General features: G+C 64.2%; 13 protein-coding genes. 6 read left to right on the top strand and 7 right to left on the bottom strand.

Annotated features, from left to right (window positions below; genetic code table 11):
* The first annotated feature begins 106 nt into the window (after positions 1–106).
* Complete coding sequence (locus OTERR_RS03830) at positions 107–2,950, top strand: valine--tRNA ligase (RefSeq protein ID WP_149424918.1); 2,844 nt, start codon at positions 107–109, stop codon at positions 2,948–2,950.
* 189 nt (positions 2,951–3,139) lie between these two features.
* On the opposite strand, the gene pabB is transcribed toward OTERR_RS03830, so the two are convergent.
* The 3 genes from pabB to OTERR_RS03815 all read right to left on the bottom strand — a co-directional run bounded on the left by pabB (position 3,140) and on the right by OTERR_RS03815 (position 6,886).
* Complete coding sequence (gene pabB, locus OTERR_RS03825; RefSeq protein ID WP_149424917.1) at positions 3,140–4,990, bottom strand: aminodeoxychorismate synthase component I; 1,851 nt, start codon at positions 4,988–4,990, stop codon at positions 3,140–3,142.
* A 46-nt stretch (positions 4,991–5,036) separates the two neighbouring features.
* Entirely contained in the window at positions 5,037–5,273 is a 237-nt protein-coding gene (locus OTERR_RS03820) for a sulfurtransferase TusA family protein (RefSeq protein ID WP_054621654.1), read from the bottom strand.
* A 158-nt stretch (positions 5,274–5,431) separates the two neighbouring features.
* Positions 5,432–6,886 carry a M48 family metalloprotease gene (locus tag OTERR_RS03815; RefSeq protein WP_149424916.1) on the bottom strand — a complete coding sequence of 485 codons (1,455 nt, stop codon included), beginning with the start codon at positions 6,884–6,886 and terminating at the stop codon, positions 5,432–5,434.
* A gap of 96 nt (positions 6,887–6,982) precedes the next feature.
* Here OTERR_RS03815 and moaC point away from each other — a divergent pair, with 96 nt between their 5' ends.
* A complete protein-coding gene (moaC, locus tag OTERR_RS03810) occupies positions 6,983–7,480 on the top strand; it encodes a cyclic pyranopterin monophosphate synthase MoaC (RefSeq protein ID WP_149424915.1) in 498 nt (165 codons plus the stop codon).
* A gap of 127 nt (positions 7,481–7,607) precedes the next feature.
* Here the strand turns inward: moaC and OTERR_RS03805 are convergent, their stop codons facing one another.
* Positions 7,608–7,811, bottom strand: a complete 204-nt coding sequence (locus OTERR_RS03805) for a cold-shock protein (RefSeq protein ID WP_054621563.1) — start codon at positions 7,809–7,811, stop codon at positions 7,608–7,610.
* Positions 7,812–8,071: 260 nt separating this feature from the next.
* Here OTERR_RS03805 and clpS point away from each other — a divergent pair, with 260 nt between their 5' ends.
* The 3 genes from clpS to rraA all read left to right on the top strand — a co-directional run bounded on the left by clpS (position 8,072) and on the right by rraA (position 11,281).
* Entirely contained in the window at positions 8,072–8,386 is a 315-nt protein-coding gene (gene clpS / locus OTERR_RS03800) for an ATP-dependent Clp protease adapter ClpS (protein ID WP_054621564.1), read from the top strand.
* Positions 8,387–10,657, top strand: a complete 2,271-nt coding sequence (clpA, locus tag OTERR_RS03795) for an ATP-dependent Clp protease ATP-binding subunit ClpA (protein WP_149424914.1) — start codon at positions 8,387–8,389, stop codon at positions 10,655–10,657.
* A 132-nt stretch (positions 10,658–10,789) separates the two neighbouring features.
* Positions 10,790–11,281 (top strand): ribonuclease E activity regulator RraA, encoded by a 492-nt coding sequence (gene rraA / locus OTERR_RS03790; protein ID WP_149424913.1) that lies wholly within the window; start codon positions 10,790–10,792, stop codon positions 11,279–11,281.
* A gap of 48 nt (positions 11,282–11,329) precedes the next feature.
* On the opposite strand, the gene OTERR_RS03785 is transcribed toward rraA, so the two are convergent.
* The gene (locus OTERR_RS03785) at positions 11,330–13,126 is read right to left on the bottom strand and encodes a methyl-accepting chemotaxis protein (protein WP_149424912.1); all 1,797 of its coding nucleotides are present in this window, start codon (positions 13,124–13,126) and stop codon (positions 11,330–11,332) included.
* Positions 13,127–13,598: 472 nt separating this feature from the next.
* On the opposite strand from OTERR_RS03785, the gene aceA reads away from it, so the two are divergent.
* A complete protein-coding gene (gene aceA / locus OTERR_RS03780; RefSeq protein WP_054621568.1) occupies positions 13,599–14,909 on the top strand; it encodes an isocitrate lyase in 1,311 nt (436 codons plus the stop codon).
* Positions 14,910–15,205: 296 nt separating this feature from the next.
* Here the strand turns inward: aceA and OTERR_RS03775 are convergent, their stop codons facing one another.
* Both OTERR_RS03775 and ccoG read right to left on the bottom strand, forming a co-directional pair.
* The gene (locus OTERR_RS03775) at positions 15,206–15,634 is read right to left on the bottom strand and encodes a thioredoxin family protein (protein WP_149424911.1); all 429 of its coding nucleotides are present in this window, start codon (positions 15,632–15,634) and stop codon (positions 15,206–15,208) included.
* Positions 15,635–15,643: 9 nt separating this feature from the next.
* Positions 15,644–17,134: a cytochrome c oxidase accessory protein CcoG gene (gene ccoG / locus OTERR_RS03770; RefSeq protein ID WP_149424910.1), complete on the bottom strand. Its 1,491-nt coding sequence runs from the start codon at positions 17,132–17,134 to the stop codon at positions 15,644–15,646.
* Positions 17,135–17,141 lie beyond the last annotated feature (7 nt).

Below are 17,141 nucleotides of genomic sequence, written 5' to 3'. Positions count from 1 at the left end.
GGGTGGTCGGGTATAATTTCTGGTTTTCCTGCCCCCTGGCCCGCGCCGCTCGTTTGTCCCGAGCCAGCCGCCGCCAGCAGATTTCATCTTTTGCCTCCGCATCGTCATGGAACTCGCCAAGAGCTTTGAACCCGCCGCCATCGAGGGCCGCTGGTACCCCACCTGGGAAGAGAACGGCTACTTCGCCGCCGGCCTGGACACCAGCAAGCCTGCCGATCAGTCCTTCTGCATCCTGCTGCCGCCGCCCAACGTCACCGGCACCCTGCACATGGGCCACGGCTTCAACCAGACCATCATGGACGCCCTCACCCGCTACTACCGGATGAAGGGCCACAACACCCTGTGGCAGCCGGGCACCGACCACGCCGGCATCGCCACCCAGATCGTGGTGGAGCGCCAGCTGGACGCCCAGGGCATTTCCCGCCACGACCTGGGCCGGGAGAAATTCCTGGAGAAGGTGTGGGAGTGGAAGGAATACTCCGGCGGCACCATCACCCGCCAGATGCGTCGTCTGGGCACCAGCCCGGACTGGAAGCGGGAACGCTTCACCATGGACGCCGGCCTCAACAAGATCGTCACCGAATCCTTCGTCCGCCTCTACAAGGAAGGCCTCATCTACCGCGGCAAGCGCCTGGTGAACTGGGACCCGAAGCTGCACACTGCCGTCTCCGACCTGGAAGTGGTGCAGGAGGAGGAAGACGGTTTCATGTGGCACATCCGCTACCCCCTGGCGGACGGCAGTGCGACGCTCACCGTGGCCACCACCCGGCCCGAGACCATGCTGGGCGACACCGCCGTCATGGTCCACCCGGAAGATGAGCGCTACAAGCACCTCATCGGCAAGCTGGTGAAGCTGCCCCTGACCGACCGGGAAATCCCGGTCATCGCCGACGCCTATGTGGACATGGAATTCGGCACCGGCGTGGTGAAAGTCACCCCGGCCCACGACTTCAACGACTACGCCGTGGGCCAGCGCCACAACCTGCCCCTCATCTCCATCCTGACCCTGGACGGCAAAATCAACGACCACGCCCCCGAGAAGTACCGGGGCCTGGACCGTTTCGACGCCCGCAAGGCCGTGGTGGCCGACCTGGAAGCCCTGGGCATCCTGGAAAAGACCGACAAGCACAAGCTCAAGGTGCCCCGCGGCGACCGTACCGGCGTGGTCATCGAGCCCATGCTCACCGACCAGTGGTTCGTCGCCATGAGCAAGCCCGGCGAGGACGGCAAGTCCATCACCGAGAAGGCCCTGGACGTGGTGCAATCCGGCGAGATCAAGTTCTACCCGGAAAACTGGGTGAACACCTACAACCAGTGGCTCAACAACATCCAGGACTGGTGCATCTCTCGCCAGCTGTGGTGGGGCCACCAGATTCCCGCCTGGTACGGCGTGAACGGCGAAGTCTTCGTCGCCCACAACGAGGAAGAAGCCCGGGCCCAGGCCGACGCCGCCGGTTACGCCGGCCAACTGACCCGGGATGCGGACGTGCTCGACACCTGGTACTCCTCCGCCCTGTGGCCCTTCTCCACCCTGGACTGGACGCCCGAGTACCCGGCCAAGTCCAACCCGGCCCTGGACCTCTACCTGCCCTCCTCCGTGCTGGTCACGGGCTTTGACATCATCTTCTTCTGGGTGGCACGCATGGTCATGATGACCAAGCACATCACCGGCAAGATCCCCTTCAAGCACGTCTATGTGCACGGCCTGATCCGGGACGGCGAAGGCCAGAAAATGTCCAAGTCCAAGGGCAACGTGCTGGACCCCATCGACCTCATCGACGGCATCGGCATCGAAGACCTGGTCAAGAAGCGCACCTTCGGCCTGATGAACCCCAAGCAGGCCGCCCAGATCGAGAAGAAGACCCGCAAGGAATTCCCCGACGGCATCCCCGCCTTCGGCACCGACGCCCTGCGCTTCACCTTCGCATCGCTCGCCAGCCCGGGCCGGGACATCAAGTTCGACCTGAACCGCTGCGAGGGCTACCGCAACTTCTGCAACAAGCTGTGGAACGCCACCCGCTTCGTGCTGATGAACGTGGAAGGCCACGACCTGGCCCTCGAGCACAGCCAGGCCGCCGACGGATCCTGCCCGGCCACCCCGGGCGCTGCGCCGCTTCAGTTCAGCTTCGCCGACCGCTGGATCGTCAGCCAGCTGCAGCGGCTGGAGCAGGAAGTCGCCCAGTACTTCACCGACTACCGCTTCGACCTGCTTGCCCAGGCCATCTACCGCTTCGTCTGGGACGAGTTCTGCGACTGGTACGTGGAACTGGCCAAGGTGCAGATCAACGGCAGCGACGACGCCCTGGCCCGGGGCGCCCGGCGCACCCTGGTGCGGGTGCTGGAAACCATCCTGCGCCTGGCCCACCCGCTGCTGCCCTTCATCACCGAAGAGCTGTGGCAGACCGTGGCCCCCATCGCCGGGCGCAAGACCCACCCGTCGATCATGCTCGCCCCCTACCCGGAGGCCAACCCGGCCCGCATCGACCCGGAGTCCGAAGCCAAGGTGGAGCGCCTCAAGGCCCTGATCTCGGCCTGCCGCAACCTGCGTGGCGAGATGACCATCTCCCCGTCGGTGAAGGCGCCCCTGGTGGTGGCGGGCGATGCCGCCGAACTGGCGCCGCACCTGCCCTACCTGGCCGCCCTGGCGCGCCTCTCCGAGATCACCGTGGTGGACGACCTGCCCGCCGACAGCCTGGCCCCGGTGGCGGTGGCCGGCGAGACCCGCCTGATGCTGCAGGTGGAGATCGACGTGGCGGCTGAGAAAGAGCGCCTGGCCAAGGAAATCGCCCGCCTCGAAGGCGAGATTTCCCGAGCCTCGGCCAAGCTTGGTAACGAGAGCTTCGTCGCCCGGGCCCCGGCGGCGGTGGTGGAGCAGGAAAAGAAACGGCTGGCCGACTTCTCTGCCACCCTGGAGCAGCTCAAGCCGCAACTGGCCAAGCTGGGCGGCTGATCCAGAGCACCGGTGCCGACCCTGCCGGCAATGCCAATGAAAAAGCCGCCCTCGGGCGGCTTTTTCATTCTACACAGCGCTACGCATTGCTCCTGCCCTTACCGAACGGGGCGATGCACCAACGGTACTCCGCCCCATTCCTGACCGTACCGCAGCAACGCGCCACACCTTGACCACGTACGGCACGCCTCAGGCACGCAAGGTCACGGCCTGCAAGCCGCGCAGGGCGTTGCCGCAATAGAGGGTCTCGGCCCGCCGGAGGTCGTCCAGGCGCAGCACGCCTTCCACCGCCTCGCCCTTCTCCAGCAGTTCGGCACGCAGCACGCCGGGTAGGGCACCGCAGCGCAAGGAGGGCGTAACCAAGCGGCCGTCGATATGGGCGAACAGGTTGCTGCGCGCGCCTTCGCCAATCTCGCCCCGCTCGTTGAGGAACAGGACGTCGAACACGCCCGGGATCTGCGTGACCCGCGCCAGTTCGGCATCGTAGCGCTGGCGCACCGTAGTCTTGTGCGCCAACCAGGGGTCGTCGGACGCGATGACCAGAGGGGACAGCATCACCTCCAGGGGGCCTGCCGGCAGCGGGTCGAGAGGAGCCACGGTGGTGGCCACGGCGCCGTTGCGCGCCAGGGTCAGGCGTACCCGCCACGCACCGGCGGGGTGGCGGGTGGCATCGTTACCAGCGTCCGCCAGGACCTGGTCGAAGGCCGCGACATCGAAGGCAAAGCCCAGGGTGGCGGCGGAACGGGCCAGGCGGCGGCGGTGGCCGGCCCGGCGCGGATAGTTGTAGCCGCGCTCGTCGACGTCCAGGCGCAGGGTTTCGATCAGCAGTACACCCTGCGCGTCATCCGCCAGGTCGCAGAGAAAGCGTGCCTTGAGCAGGCATTCCCGGTATTCCGCCGCGGGCTCCGAGGCGTAGGTGATGCCGCTGCCCACCCCCAGGCGCAGGGCACCGTCGCCGGCCACGTCCACGGTGCGAATCGCTACGTTGAAGCGGAAGTCGCCCCCCGGTGCGATCCAACCCAGGCTGCCGGTGTACAACCCGCGCGGTGCCGCCTCCAGTTCCCGGATGATCTGCATGGCACGCACCTTGGGGGCGCCTGTGATCGAGCCGCAGGGAAAGAGTGCCGCGAGGATATCGGCCAGGCCTGCTTCGGGACGCAGGCGAGCAGCCACCGCGGAGGTCATTTGCAGCACGGTCGGATAGGTTTCGATGTCGAACAGGCGCTCGACCGCAACCGAGCCAGTTTGCGCCACCCGGGCCAGGTCGTTGCGGATCAGGTCCACGATCATCACGTTCTCGGCCCGGTCCTTGGCCGAGGCGGCCAGGGCGTCCCGGGCCAGCGCATCCTCAGCGCCGGTCGCGCCCCGGGGGGCGGTGCCTTTCATCGGCCGGGAGACGATCCGCTCGCCCTGCCGTTCCAGAAACAGCTCCGGCGACAGGGACAGGATGGCACCCGCGTCGTGCATCACCACCCCGCCACAGCCCACCGGTTGGCGGGCACACAGGTCGGCGTAGAGGCGCAAGGGGTGGCCGATCAACCGGCCCGTGTAGGGAAAGGTGAAATTGACCTGGTAGCAGTCACCGGCGGCAATGTACTCACGGATGCGCTGAACCCCGCGCCAATAGGGCATCTCCGCCATGCCTGGCTGGAGATCGGCCACCAGCGCGGGGTTTGAGGACTGCCACCTGGAAAGCCACGCCAGGCGTGCCTTTCCATCGAGGTGGTCACGCTGGGCAAAGCACCAGAAGCGCGCCAGCGGTGCATCTGGAGAAGGATCGGCGGCTGGCGCCAGCGTGGCCAGGGCCGGTTCGAGCACGCCCCCCAGCTCGTAGGCCAAGGCGACCACCACATACTGCCCGGCAGCGCTCCAGGCCTCGACGTGGCGCAGTGCCGGCATCCAGGCCGCGGCATCGGCCACGCTCAGTGCGTCGATCAGCCCATGGTAGTACCAGGCGCCCCCCGCGCCGTCATCGAGGACGGCAAAGGGTTCGCGTACAACGCCATCGGGCAGCGGGGGTAAAGAAAAGGACGAGGACACGGCCGAAGCGGGGCGGAAGGCACGGCCGCAAGCCCCGCGGTGGGGCTTACTTGCGCTTGAGGAAGAAGGCGTAGACCTGGCTGTCTTCGTTCGCACCGAGCAGCTCGTTGCCGGTCTGCCGGGCGAATGCCTGGAAATCCTTGACCGAGCCCGGGTCGGTAGCGAGCACCTTGAGCACCTGGCCCGAGCTCATTTCCGCCAGGGTTTTCTTGGTGCGCAGGATGGGGAGCGGGCAGTTGAGGCCCTTAACGTCGAGCTCGCGGTCGAAGGCGGGAGTAGTCATGGCGTCGCTGGGGTAATTGGCCAAGGCGGCAGGTGGGGGCAGGAAGTGTCGGAACAGCGCCCGGAAAAATCGGCGATATCGGCGATATCGGCGGCGCGACCGAGGCCACGCCACCATCGACGCATTCTAACGTATCTGAGCCCAGCGTCAGGAGGCGGTCAGCGCCGCTGCTCCTCGGCCTGACGGGCCTTCAAGGCCTTGAGGCGGGCATCGACCACCGACTGTTCGTAGAAGTTGCCATCGCCGGCCCGCTGGGCCAGGTTGAGTTGCTCCACCGCCTCGGCGGTCTTCCCCTGCAAGGCATAGGCTTCCGCCAGGGCACGGTGCTGGGGCAGGCGGTGGCCCAGAGCGGCGTGGCTCTTGGCCAGGAGCAGATAGAAGGTCGGGTCCTGGGGATAGGCCTGGCTCTGGGCTTCGGCAAAGGCCACGGCTTCGGTGTAGCGGCCGGCGACAAAAATCGTGTCGCCCAGGCCGTAGATCAGCCCCTTGGCGAAGGGAAAGCGCTTCAAGCCATCCCGGTAGGCGGCCTCGGCACCAACCAGATCCCCCGCGGCCAGGCGAGTTTCCGCGGCGAGGCTTTCCACCAGGGCCGAATTGACCTTGGCCCGGCGCAACACCTGCAACTCCCGCTCCGCCGTGGCCACGTCCTTGGCGCGCAGCGCCGCCCGGGCCAAGCCCAGGTGGGCCGAGGCTTCATTGACGAACTTGCGCTCGCGCAACACTTCCTCGAAGTGGGCGACGGCCTCCTTGGGCGTCCCTTCCATGGCCCGCAGCTTGGCCCGCACCAACTGGAAATCCGCCGTATCGGGCACCTGCCGGTAAGGCACGTTCTGCACCCGGTTCTGCATGTCGGAAATCCGCTCCACCGTCAGGGGGTGGGTACGCAGGTACACCGGCGCGTTGTTCTCGTAGAGGCGTGTGGCCTTTTGCAGCCGGGCAAAGAAGTCGGCCATGCCGTGGGGGTCGAAACCGGCCTTCTGCAGGGTCTGGAAGCCGATGCGGTCGGCCTCCCGCTCAAACTCCCGGGAAAAGGCCAGGGACGACTGGATCGCCCCGGCCTGGGCCGAGGCCATGGCAGCCCCGGCCACCTGGGAATTGGAGCGGGCCGCCAGCATGGCCAGGGCCATGGTGATCATGGCGGCGATCGAATTCTGCTTTTCCTTGGCGATGCCGCGGGCCAAGTGATGCTGGGTGACGTGGGAAATTTCGTGGGCGAGCACCCCGGCCAGTTCGGATTCGGTCTGAGCCGCCGTCAGCAGCCCGGTGTTGACCGCCACGTAGCCACCGAAGGTGGCAAAGGCGTTGATCGTCGGATCCTTGATGGCGAAGAAGGTGTAGCCGAAGGCCGGGTCCGGGCTGGCCGCCGTGAGGCGCCCGCCGAGCCGCTCCAGGTAGTCGGTCACCTCGGGGTCGTTGAGGTAGTCCGGGTCGCGGCGGATATCGTTGAAAATCTGCTCGCCGACTTTTTTCTCCACCAGGGGCGAAATGTCGGACTGGGCTGCATCGCCCAGATCGGGCAAACCTTCGGCGTAAACGGAACCGCCCGGCCCAAGGGCCAGCAGCACCGCGAGGATCGCCGCCAAGGGGCGACGGAAAAAGGGGGCTCGAACCATGGACGCTATAATATCAGCGACGCTTTTTCCGGACTTGTCCAACACCTGACAGGCGGAAAGCCAACCTTTTCTCTGTGCTTTGCGACGATCTGACTCATGGCCCATCCGCCCGCCTCCCCCCTCACCCACTTCGATCCCCAGGGCCAGGCCCACATGGTGGACGTCGGCGCCAAGCAGGAAACTGCCCGCCGCGCCGTCGCCGTCGGGCGCATCCGCATGCGTCCTGAAACCCTGGCCCTGATCCGCGAAGGCAACGCCAAGAAAGGCGATGTCCTGGGCATCGCCCGCATCGCCGCCATTCAAGGCGCCAAACGCACCGCCGACCTGATCCCCCTGTGCCACCCGATCGCCCTCACCCGGGTCGCCGTGGAATTCAGCCTGGACGAAAGCGCCCACACGGTTACCTGCTCGGCCACCGCCGAATGCCATGGCCGCACCGGAGTGGAAATGGAGGCGCTGACGGCTGCCAGCGTCGGCCTGCTCACCATTTACGACATGTGCAAGGCGGCCGACCGGGGCATGGAGATCGAATCGGTCCGGCTGCTGGAGAAGGAAGGTGGGAAATCCGGCCACTGGCAAGCGGAAACAGCCTGAATCGGCCCGAAGCAACCTGAATCCCGCTGTACGGCGCCCTACCCGGGGGGCATAGCCAAACCGCCAAAACAAAAGCCCGCCAGTCTTGCCGACTGGCGGGCTTTTGCATTCCTGCTCGCCTAAAAACTTAGGCGCGCTGGATGTTCGACGCTTGCTTGCCCTTCGGACCTTGGGTCACATCGAAGGACACCTTCTCCCCCTCCTTCAGCGTCTTGAAACCGTTCATCGTGATCGCCGAGAAGTGGGCAAACAGATCTTCACCGCCGTCGTCCGGGGTGATGAAGCCGAAGCCCTTAGCATCGTTGAACCATTTAACGGTACCAGTTGCCATGTCTACTACTTCCTTTCTACTTAAATCTCAAAAGCCCCGGGTTATATCCCCGCGTGCCCACATAATGTCTGATTCACGTCAGCGGTGGGCGCTGTCGGCGCGGAACGAGGATTGTAAAAAAGCCCCCCGGGACCCGCAGAATCGAACATCACCGCTTTTTTACGATGGTTTCTCGCTATCCGTCAAGCATTTTTTGAACCCCTGTTTGGTGCTTATTCCGCGACGTTGCAGAATCGTTGCGAACGCTTAGAATCCATTGCATGGCAACACGTACACGCACTTCCGGCGGCGAATCCCTCGAAGCGGTCAAAACCCGCGTATCGCCCCCCCCTCTCTATAAAGTAGTTATCCTCAACGACGACTTCACGCCAATGGATTTCGTGGTGGAGGTTCTCGAGCGTTTTTTTTCGCTCAACCGAGAACAAGCGACCCGAATCATGCTCCAAGTTCATAACGACGGACGGGGTGTCTGCGGGGTTTACCCGCGGGACATCGCGGCGACCAAAGTGGAACAAGTCACGTCATTCGCCCGTCAGCACCAGCACCCGCTGGCCTGCATCATGGAGGAAAACTAAATGATCGCTCAGGAACTCGAAGTCAGCCTCCACATGGCGTTTGTGGAGGCCCGGCAGAAGCGTCACGAGTTCATCACCGTGGAGCATCTGCTGCTCGCGCTGTTGGACAATCCGTCGGCGGCGGAAGCCTTACGTGCCTGCGGTGCCAATCTGGACCAACTGCGGCATGATCTGACCGATTTCGTCACCGAACACACCCCCACCGTTTCTGGCGATGCGGATATCGACACCCAGCCAACCCTGGGTTTCCAGCGCGTTATCCAGCGGGCGATTCTGCACGTCCAGTCCTCGGGCAAGAAGGAGGTCAACGGCGCCAACGTCCTGGTCGCCATCTTTGGCGAGAAGGACTCCCACGCGGTGTACTTCCTGCAGAAACAGAGCGTCTCGCGCTTGGATGTGGTCAATTTCATCTCCCACGGCGTGGCCAAGGTGCCCCAACCCTCCTCTGCCCCCAAGAGCGAATCCGAGCATGAGGGCGAAGGTGAGGAGCGCAGCGGCTCCGGCCCCCTGGAAAACTTCACCATCAACCTCAACGCCCAGGCGCTGCAGGGCAAGATCGATCCCCTGATCGGCCGTGACAAGGAGTTGGAGCGGGTCATCCAGACCCTGTGCCGCCGGCGCAAGAACAATCCCTTGCTGGTGGGCGAGGCGGGCGTGGGCAAGACTGCCATCGCCGAAGGCCTGGCCCGGCGCATTGTCGAGGGCGAAGTTCCCGAAGTGCTGTCCGAGGCCCACGTCTACGCCCTGGACATGGGCGCCCTTCTGGCGGGAACCAAATATCGCGGTGACTTCGAGCAGCGCCTCAAGGGCGTGCTCAAGCAATTGCAGGACACGCCCCACTCGATCCTGTTCATCGACGAGATTCATACCCTGATCGGGGCCGGCTCGGCCTCGGGTGGCACCCTGGATGCCTCCAACCTGCTCAAGCCGGCCCTGGCCAACGGTCAGCTGAAGTGCATCGGTGCCACGACCTACACCGAGTACCGGGGTATTTTCGAGAAGGACCATGCCCTGTCGCGGCGCTTCCAGAAGGTGGATGTGCCCGAACCTTCGGTGGCCGAGACCATTGAGATCCTCAAGGGCCTCAAGTCGCGCTTCGAAAGCCACCACGGCATCAAGTACTCCAACGCCGCCCTGACCTCGGCGGTGGAGTTATCGGCCAAGTTCATCAACGACCGGCACCTGCCGGACAAGGCCATCGATGTGATCGACGAGGCCGGCGCCGCCCAGCGTATCCTGCCCAAATCGCGGCAGAAGAAGCTGATCGGCAAGAACGAGATCGAGGACATCGTTGCCAAGATCGCCCGCATCCCGCCGACTCACGTGTCGAGTGACGACCGGGCCGTGCTGAAGAACCTGGACCGGGATTTGCGCGCCGTGGTGTTCGGCCAGGATCCGGCCATCGACGCCCTGGCCAAGTCCATCAAGATGGCCCGCTCCGGCCTGGGCAGCCCGGGCAAACCGATCGGCGCCTTCCTCTTCTCCGGCCCCACCGGTGTCGGCAAGACCGAGGTGGCCCGGCAACTGGCCTACAGCCTGGGTATCGAACTGGTGCGCTTCGACATGTCCGAGTACATGGAGCGTCACGCCGTGTCGCGCCTGATCGGCGCGCCCCCGGGCTACGTCGGTTTCGACCAGGGCGGCCAGCTCACCGAGGCCATCAACAAGAAGCCCCACGCGGTGCTGCTCCTCGACGAGATCGAGAAGGCCCACCCGGACATCTACAACATCCTGTTGCAGGTGATGGACCACGGCACCCTGACCGACAACAACGGGCGCAAGACCGACTTCCGCAACGTGATCATCATCATGACCACCAACGCGGGGGCGGCCGACCTGCAAAAACCGGCGATGGGCTTCACGTCGAACAAGGAGGTGGGCGACGAGATGATCGAGATCAAGCGTCTGTTCACCCCGGAGTTCCGCAACCGGCTCGACGCGGTGATCTCGTTCAAGCCTCTCGACCACGACATCATCCTGCGGGTGGTGGACAAGTTCCTCATGCAACTCGAAGAACAGCTCCACGAGAAGAAGGTGGAAGCCATCTTCACCGACGCCCTCAAGGAGTTCCTGGCTGAGAAGGGGTTCGATCCGCTGATGGGCGCGCGCCCCATGGCACGCCTGATCCAGGATACGATCCGTGCGGCCCTGGCCGACGAGCTGCTGTTCGGCCGGCTGGCCAATGGCGGCCGGGTGACGGTGGACCTGGAAAAGAACGGGGAGCGCAAAGTCAAACTGCGTTTCGCCGAAGAGGCCGAAGCGGTGGTCTGATCCTCTCTACCCCATTCAGCCTCTTCCCGGGCCGCGCCAGTTTTTCGGCGCGGCCTTTTTATTTCATGGCGCCGCCCCTACACTAGCCGCCCGATGCACCAGTCATTGTTCCGCTCTGCCTGAGGAGACACCGTGAGCTTCAAGACCCCTGACCTGTGTGACGATTTCGAAAACGATGCCAGTGCCGAATTGCGCGTCGTCGACCCGCTGTTCCGCACTTACGGCGGACGCCCCGCCTTTGCCGGCCAGATCGCCACCCTGAAACTGTTCGAGGACAACTCCCTGGTGCGCGAAGCGCTTGGCGAAGACGGCCAAGGCAAGGTATTGGTGGTCGATGGCGGCGGCAGCCTGCGCTGCGCCCTGGTGGGCGACCAGCTGGCCGCCCTGGCGGTGAAGAACGGCTGGGCCGGGATCGTCGTCTATGGCTGCATTCGCGACACGCCGGACATGGCCGCCATGGACCTGGGGCTGCGCGCCCTCAACACCCACCCGAAAAAGAGCGTCAAGAAAGGCGCCGGCGACCGGAATCAGCCGGTCACCTTTGGCGGGGTGACCTTCGTCCCTGGCCAATGGCTCTACGCCGATCAGGACGGCATCGTGGTGGCAGCCAAGCCCCTGGCCTAATCACTGCGCAGACTCGGGCGCCGGACACGCCGGCCCCGAGCCTGTCCCTCAAGCGTCGAGCAGTACGTTGCTGTTACAGCCGACGCGCACGTTGCCCCAGTGCCGGCCATCGACCATCACCGGCATGGCAATATCGCACAGCAGTTCGCCCGTATCGCGGATATAGGTCTGCAGCAGCATCGGATTGGTGTTGCGCGCCGCCCGCAGTTCGGTGGGCGATTCGAATTTGCGCCGGGTGCGGTTGCCCACCAGGTCGGTCTGATAATCGCCGGTCAGGGGGTTGGAGAACTTGGCGTTGTGCGCGGTAAGGTAGCCGTTCGTGTCCACCGCCACGGCAAAGGCCCCGCCCTTGATGTTCGCCAGTGCGTCATCGAGCAACCCCTGGCAATCGCGCATGAAATCCTCGTCGTATGCGACCCGGTATTTCTGCGGATTGGTGCCGGCCACGGCCCGGTAGTTTCGATCGAAAACATCGATGCCACGCTGACGCATCGCCTCCAGAGCTGCCTGGATGCGGTCGCGGAAGGCCCGCACCTGCTCGACGTTGTAGTCGAAAGTGCCGCGGCCGATCTTGAAGCGGGAGACCAGTTCCTGCACCCCTTCGGTGGCTTGCATCAACTCCACCGCGGAGCGTTCGGAGTCGCTCATGTGGCGCGAAACATCGGCGGACAGGGTATGAATCTGGGTGACATTGCCATGCACCTGGGCATTGGTCGCCGAGAGCTGCTCCATGGCCGCGGCGATCTGGTTGAGCTGGTCACTGGTGTGCTCGAAATCCTGCACCATGCCGCGGAACTGCTCCGACGAGCGCTCCACCACGGCCCGGGTCTGGCCGATATCGCTGTTGATGACTTCGTTTTCGACCTGGGTTTCCTTGACCAGGCCGATCATGTCGTTGATGTTCTGGGTGATTTCCTGGGTCGCCACATTGACCCGCTCAGCCAGTTTGCGCACTTCATCGGCCACCACGGCAAAGCCACGCCCGGCTTCCCCGGCCCGGGCGGCCTCGATGGCGGCGTTGAGCGCCAGCAGGTTGGTCTGATCGGCGATCTCCTTGATCAGCGCGGCGATCTGGCGAATGCTGTCGGAGCGCTGGCTGAGATTGCCCACGGTGTCGTTGAAGCGCATTAGCTTGTCGCTCACGCCCTGCACCTTGCCGACGATCTCCAGCATCTCCCCCAGGGACCCCCGGGCACTCTGCAAGTTGGTGTCGGTGGAGCGCGAGATCAATTCCGCCGAGGCCGTCACCTCCTGGATCGCCCGGATCGCCTCGCTGCTCGAATCGAACACCTGCTCGGTGATCTCGCCCTGGCGAACGGCGCCCTGGGCGGTTTCCCCCATGCTCTTGCGCACCACCACCGCCTCCCGGGCGATATTGACGCTCATCTTGCGCACTTCGCTGATGATCTGCCGCATCTTGTCGGCAAAGCGGTTGTAGCTCTCCGACAGCTCGCGCAATTCGTCGTGGGTGGTTACCGGCAGATCCCGGGAAAAATCCCCTTCGCCACGCCCGATCTCATCAAAGATCTGGGTCGTGGTGCGAATCGGACGCACGATCAGGTAGCGCAGATAAGCAATCTGCAGCACGTTCCAGACCAGCGCCACCGCCGTTACCGCCAACATCACCCACCAGCCCTGGTCGAAGGCCGCCGATACGCCCCGCAGCACCTCGGGCGCCACAGCTGCGGACTGCAGCGCCGCCTCCACCGCGTGCTGCTGATAAAGATAGACCCCCAGATAGAAGAGATTGAGCAGGAACAGCAACAAGAAGCTCATCAGCTTTTTGGTCAGCGTATTCCAGAAGGTTCGCTCGACCCAGTCATACAGTTGCCAGAACGTTTTCATCTCTCCTCCAAGGGTTGGTGGACATCGGGGCCCACTCTTTGGCTGCTCGGGCATCACGTACGGCATATCGTGCCGGGGATTCTAGCAACTCGATTTAATAAATGAGAAATCCGTTGCAAAGCCTTGCCAGCACTTGGATGACGAGGGTATATGGTGCGTCGCAACAAGAAAAAACATGTTTAATATCAGTTGTCTTATATAAGAGTGTTGTGCGAAGCAGCAAAACCCCCCGTTTCGCACTCGTGAAACGCGTTTCGCAATCCGGTTTAAAACGCACAACACATTGATTTTTTGTTGTTTTAAATTTACACGCAACTTTCGAAAAACCATTGTTGCTTCGCAAAACGAGGCCTATACTCCCCTCCCATGTCGCCACGGTTTTGTGTCTGACACATGATCGAAGGCGCCAAGGTGGTTTCCCGATGAAACCCCACACCTTCCGAAACACGTTTTGACCCGAAGAGGAATCTCCATGTCGTCTCGCGAACTCGAAGCTCAAAAGCTGGCCAAGGAATGGGCCGAAAACCCCCGTTGGAAGGGCATCAAGCGTGGTTACAGCGCTGCCGACGTGGTGCGCCTGCGCGGTTCCCTGCAAATCGAATACACCCTGGCAAAGCGCGGTGCTGAAAAGCTGTGGGAAAAGGTCAACGGCGGTGCCAAGAAGGGCTACGTGAACGCGTTCGGCGCCATCACCGCCGGCCAAGCCATGCAACAGGCCAAGGCTGGCCTGGAAGCCGTGTATCTGTCCGGCTGGCAGGTTGCCGCCGACGGCAACACCTCCGAAACCATGTACCCGGACCAGTCGCTGTACGCCTACGACTCTGTCCCCACCATGGTTCGTCGCATCAACAACACCTTCAAGCGTGCCGACGAAATCCAGTGCTCTCGCGGTATCGAGCCGGGTTCCAAGGAATTCATCGACTACTTCCTGCCGATCGTGGCTGACGCTGAAGCCGGTTTCGGCGGCGTGCTGAACGCCTTCGAGCTGATGAAGAACATGATCGCCGCCGGTGCTGCCGGTGTGCACTTCGAAGACCAGCTGGCAGCCGTGAAGAAGTGCGGCCACATGGGTGGCAAGGTGCTCGTGCCGACCCAGGAAGCCATCGAAAAGCTGATCTCCGCTCGTTTCGCCGCCGACGTGATGGGTGTCCCCACCCTGATCCTGGCCCGTACCGATGCCGAGGCCGCCAACCTGCTGACCTCCGACCACGACGCCAACGACAAGCCCTTCTGCACCGGTGAGCGCACCCAGGAAGGCTTCTACCGCGTCAAGAACGGTCTGGAACAGGCCATCTCCCGCGGTGTCGCCTACGCCCCCTACGCCGACCTGGTGTGGTGTGAGACCGGTACCCCGGACCTGGGCTTTGCCCGCGAGTTCGCCCAGGCCGTGCATGCCGCCTGCCCGGGCAAGCTGCTGTCCTACAACTGCTCGCCTTCCTTCAACTGGAAGAAGAACCTGGACGACAAGACCATCGCCAAGTTCCAGGACGAGCTGTCCGCCCTGGGCTACAAGTACCAGTTCATCACCCTGGCCGGTATCCACGTCAATTGGTACAACACCTTCAAGTTCGCCAAGGCCTACGCTGGCGGCGAAGGCATGAAGCACTACGTGGAAATGGTTCAAGAGCCCGAATTCGCCGCTCGCGAACAGGGTTACACCTTCGTTTCCCACCAGCAGGAAGTGGGCGCTGGCTACTTCGACGACGTGACCACCGTGATCCAGGGTGGCTCTTCCTCCGTGAAGGCCCTGACCGGTTCCACCGAAGAAGAACAGTTCCACTAAGCCGCAAGGTGGCGGCGGGCACCACTCTCCGGAGTGCCCGTCCTACAGATTCTTGCTTGAGTTTGGCCGCGCCTGGTTTCCAGAGCGCGGCCTTTTTTTGTCCTGGCGATTCATCACCGCCGCGCGCGTGATGACGCCGCCGCCGAAACCGGCTGCGCTTTCGGCAAGCAGGCCACCGCCCCATCCGTCAGAGCGCCTCTCGGTGGCGAATACGAAAAAGGGGCAGCCTGGCTGCCCCCTATTCATTCGCCTTCAGTACGCCCTACCCGCGCGTCCTGGCTTGCGCGATAACAGCGCTAGCCCTGGCGCCAGGCCTCCACCCGCCGGGCCAGGCCGACCAACTCCTCGCCCTCTTCCACGGCATGGCCGTCGGGCAGCACCGGCGCGCCGCCGCCTTCCAGGGCGGCACGCACCGTCCGGTCGAGCACCGTGGCATCCGGCAGGATCGGGCCGTAGAAGCGCAATTCACCACCCCGCACCACCGCCAGGGACGGGAAGGTTTCCACATCCAGGCTGGGCAGGGCGTCCGCCGCATCCTCGATGTCGATCCAGGCCCAGGCGCCACAGCTGCTACGTTCGGCGACGGTCTTGGCGATCGTCTCGAAGCCGCGGCAAGTGCCGCACCAGGCGGCGCACAGCACCAATACCACCTCGCCAGCCCCCCCGCCCCCCACCCCGGTGCTGGCAGGCAGGTCTTCGAAACGGATCAGGGGCGAGGCAGGCATGGCGAACGATCAGGGAAGCATGAAAACGCTATTTTCCCTCACCTGCAGGTTTTGGTCGCGGCCATCGGCCGCTTCTTCGCTGCTGATGGTGAATTGCACCGGATTGGCCCCGGCCCGGCCCGCAGCGGCCTCGGCCTGCACGGTCACCGGCAGGCTGGCGGTGCTCCCGCCGGCCACGTCCAGCACTTCGCCGGCCACCACCCGGGCGGACGGCAGCCCCTCCACCGTAACGCGGAAGCGGTGGGGAATCTGGTCCATGTTGAGGATGTGCAGGCGGTAGGCATTCTCCACCCGACCGTCCTCGACTTCGCGGAACAGGGCCCCCCGGTCGCGCAGCACATCCACCTGCAACGGCACCCGGTGCAGCAGGACGTAAATGCCCAGGCCGGTGAAGAACACCATCAGGGCCCCATAGACCCACAGCCGGGGATGCCAGCCCTTGGCCGTCGTGGTCGGCATGGATTTCGTCGTCGACCGCGCCGTCGTGGCCGCGCCCGATGTCACCGCCAGCGGTTGCCCGGCGCTCTCGGCAGCAAAGCGGATCAAGCCCCGGGGCCGGCCCAGCTTGTCCATGATCTGATCGCAGCCGTCGATGCACAGTCCGCAGTTGATGCACGGGTACTGCAACCCCTGGCGGATGTCGATGCCGGTGGGACAAACCTGCACGCACACGCTGCAATCGACGCAATCGCCGCTATTTGCCGCGCTGCGCAGGGCGCCACGGGGCTCGCCCCGGGCCACGTCGTAGGCCACCACCTTGGTCCGGTCATCGAACATCGCCGTCTGGAAGCGCGAGTAGGGGCACATGTGCTGGCACACCTTTTCCCGCAACAGGCCGGCCTGCAGGTAGGTGAAGGTGGCGTAGAAGAACAGCCAGAACCATTCCCACGGCCCCAGTTGGCCCTGAAAGGCCCCCGTCACCACCTCGCGCACCGGAGTGAAATAGCCAACGAAGGTGACACCGGTCCACAGCGCCAGCATCCACCAGGCGCCGTGCTTGGCCGCCTTGAGGGCCAGACCGGCAGGGGTGGACGGCGCGCTGTCGCGGCGCATGCGGGCCACCCGATCACCCTCGATGCGGTTCTCGATCCACATGAACATCTCGGTGTAGACCGTCTGGGGACAGGCAAAGCCGCAGAACACCCGGCCGGCCAGGGCCGTCACCCAGAACAGGGCCAGGGCCGCCACCACCAGCACGATGGCCATGTACAGGGCGTCCTGGGGCCACAGCACCAGGCCGAAGATATGAAACTTGTAGTCGCCCAGATCGAACAGCACTGCCTGGCGGCCATCCCAGGGCAACCAGCAGAGACCGTAGAAAATCAGCTGGGTGACGATCACCATGCCCCAGCGCAGGCGGTTAAAGCGCCCGGAGGTCTCCCGGGTGTAGATCTTGCCCTGCTTGCCGCGGCGGCCAGGCCGGGGCGGCGAAATGGGCTGGGTGTGGACAGAGACCGCCGGGTCAGCGGCGGGGATGGCAAGGGATTGGGGGACAGACATGGAACAC

The sequence above is a fragment of the Oryzomicrobium terrae genome (assembly GCF_008274805.1).
Classification (GTDB): Bacteria; Pseudomonadota; Gammaproteobacteria; order Burkholderiales; family Rhodocyclaceae; genus Oryzomicrobium; species Oryzomicrobium terrae.
Note: the sequence above shows the minus strand (reverse complement) of the source record. Positions and strands in the feature narration are given on the sequence as shown.